The organism is Sphingobium sp. C100 (assembly GCF_000508185.1).
GTDB lineage: Bacteria > Pseudomonadota > Alphaproteobacteria > Sphingomonadales > Sphingomonadaceae > Sphingobium.
On record NZ_AYOY01000086.1, the window covers coordinates 1 to 2,524 of the forward strand.

At 69.5% G+C, this 2,524-nt stretch carries 3 protein-coding genes; all 3 read left to right on the forward strand.

Features of this window, described 5'->3' with window-relative positions; genetic code table 11:
- The first annotated feature begins 114 nt into the window (after positions 1 to 114).
- Complete coding sequence (gene hisD, locus C100_RS31530) at positions 115 to 1,404, forward strand: histidinol dehydrogenase (RefSeq protein ID WP_024019000.1); 1,290 nt, start codon at positions 115 to 117, stop codon at positions 1,402 to 1,404.
- Positions 1,405 to 1,476: 72 nt separating this feature from the next.
- Entirely contained in the window at positions 1,477 to 1,923 is a 447-nt protein-coding gene (nusB, locus tag C100_RS31535; RefSeq protein ID WP_024019001.1) for a transcription antitermination factor NusB, read from the forward strand.
- 45 nt (positions 1,924 to 1,968) lie between these two features.
- Positions 1,969 to 2,524: thiamine-phosphate kinase (locus C100_RS31540; protein WP_031308921.1), on the forward strand; the 556-nt coding region annotated here is incomplete at its 3' end.

Below are 2,524 nucleotides of genomic sequence, written 5' to 3' on the forward strand. Positions count from 1 at the left end.
GCGGCTGGCCGCAGGCCAGACGGAGGGCTGTTACCCTTCCGATAGCGTGACACCCCTCCACCACCGCCTCCGGCGGCGGTCCCCCTCCCTCGCTGGGGGAGGAATGGAGCAATCATGACCCACCGCCTCACCACCACCTCGCCCGACTTCGCCGCCGCCTTTACCGCGCTGGTCGATGCCCGCCGCGAAGCCGATGAGGATGTGTCGCGCGACGTCGCCGCGATCCTCAAGGCCGTGCGCGCAGGCGGCGACGCCGCGCTCGCCGACTATACCCGGCGTTTCGACCGGCATGACCTGTCGGCCAGCGGCTGGGCGGTGGACCCCGCCGACTGTCGCGCCGCGCTCGACGCCACGCCTGCCGCCTTGCGCGACGCGCTCGAACTCGCGGCCGCGCGCATCACCACCTATCATGAGAAACAGAAGCCGCAGGACAGCGACGGCGTGGACAGCGCCGGGGTGCGTCTGGGCGCCCGCTGGAGCGCGGTGGACGCCGCCGGTCTCTATGTGCCGGGCGGGCGCGCCGCCTATCCCAGTTCGCTGCTGATGAACGTCATCCCGGCGAAAGTCGCGGGCGTCCGCCGCATCGCCATGGTGACGCCGACGCCGGGCGGCGCGATCAACCCGCTTGTCCTGGCCGCCGCGCAGATTGCGGGGATCGAGGAAATCTGGCGGGTGGGCGGCGCACAGGCCGTCGCCGCGCTTGCCTATGGCACAGACCGGATCCGGCCCGTGGACGTCATCACCGGCCCCGGCAACGCCTGGGTCGCCGAAGCCAAGCGCCAGCTTTACGGCGTGGTCGGCATCGACATGGTCGCTGGCCCGTCGGAAATCGTCGTCGTCGCCGATGGCAGGAACGACCCGGAATGGACCGCCGCCGACCTGCTCAGCCAGTCGGAACATGACCCGACCAGCCAGTCGATCCTGTTCACCGACGATGCGGCCTTCGCCGATGCCGTCGCCGCCGCTGTGGAACGGCAGATCCCGGCGCTCTCCACCCACGCCGTCGCCGCGCAAAGCTGGGCCGCCAACGGCGCGATCATCCTGGTCCGCGACCTTGCCGAAGCGATGCCGCTGGTCGACCGGCTCGCGCCAGAGCATCTGGAGCTGGCGGTGGACGATCCCGAACCGCTGTTCGCGCAGGTGCGTCATGCCGGATCGGTGTTCCTGGGCCGCATGACCCCCGAAGCCGTCGGCGATTATGTCGCGGGGCCGAACCATGTGCTGCCGACCGGCCGCCGCGCGCGCTTCTCCTCGGGTCTCTCGGTGCTCGACTTCATGAAGCGCACCAGCTTCCTCAGCCTCTCGCGCGACGCCATCGGCGCGATCGGCCCGGCGGCCGTCGCGCTGGCGCAGGCGGAAGGGTTGCCGGCTCATGCGGCGTCCGTGGCGTTGCGTCTCAAATAATCACCCGTTCGCTGCGAACTTGTCGAGAAGCGGTTCTCGACAAGTTCGAACCGGACGGAGTAGGGAATTGCTATGAACGATCGCTCCAAATCCCGCTCCGCCGCGCGCCTCGCCGCGGTCCAGGCGCTGTACCAGCTCGAAATGGAGGGCACGCCGATTGCCGTCCTGCTGCATGAATTTCACCAGCATCGCCTGGGCGCCACCATCGAGGACGTGACCTATGCCCAGGCGGAGGAAGCCTTTTTCGACGATATCGTGACCGGCGTGGACAAGCGCCGCGACGAAATCGACGCCCTCATTTCCGCCCGCCTCTCGACCGGCTGGAGCCTCGACCGGCTCGACAAGCCGATGCGCCAGCTGTTGCGCGCGGGCGCCTATGAACTGCTCGCCCGCGCCGACATCGGCACCGGCACCGTCATCAGCGAATATGTCGATGTCGCCCATGCCTTTTACGACAAGCGCGAGGCGGGCTTCGTCAACGGCCTGCTCGACGGCGTGTCGAAGGATGTGCGGAAATAAGGGCTGTTCGTCACCCTGAACATGTTTCAGGGTGACGACGTGACGATGTCCGCTGAATCCCGTTTCCTCACCCTGCTGCGCCTGCTGGCCCATGATCCCGCCGCACAGGGACTGATCGACGATGTCGCGATCTTGCCGGTCGGCGCCGCGCGGCTGATCCTCACCAGCGATACGATGGTCGAGGGCGTCCACTATCTCCCCACCGATCCGCCGGCCGACATTGGCTGGAAACTGGCGGCGGTGAACCTGTCGGACCTGGCGGCGAAGGGCGCGCGGCCGATCGGCTGCCTGCTCAACTATGCGCTGTCGGGCGACGACGCCTGGGACGCGGCCTTTCTGGAAGGGCTGGGCGAAGCGCTGGAGCGCCACGCCATGCCGCTGCTGGGTGGCGACACGGTCAGGATGCCGACGGGGTCGGCCCGCAGCTACAGCCTGACCGCCATCGGGGAGGCGACCGGGCCGGTCCCCGCCCGCACCGGCGCGCGGCCGGGCGATCGCCTTTACGTCACCGGCCCGGTGGGGGATGCGGGCATCGGCCTCGACCTTGCCCGCGCCGACCCCGCCGCCGCCGGCCCGCTGGGGGAGGCCTATCGCCGCCCGC

Bases quoted from the DNA above. Each gene is read 5' to 3' on its own strand.
- nusB (WP_024019001.1), top strand. From the start codon at position 1,477: ATGAACGATCGCTCCAAATCCCGCTCCGCCGCGCGCCTCGCCGCGGTC.
- hisD (WP_024019000.1), top strand. From the start codon at position 115: ATGACCCACCGCCTCACCACCACCTCGCCCGACTTCGCCGCCGCCTTT.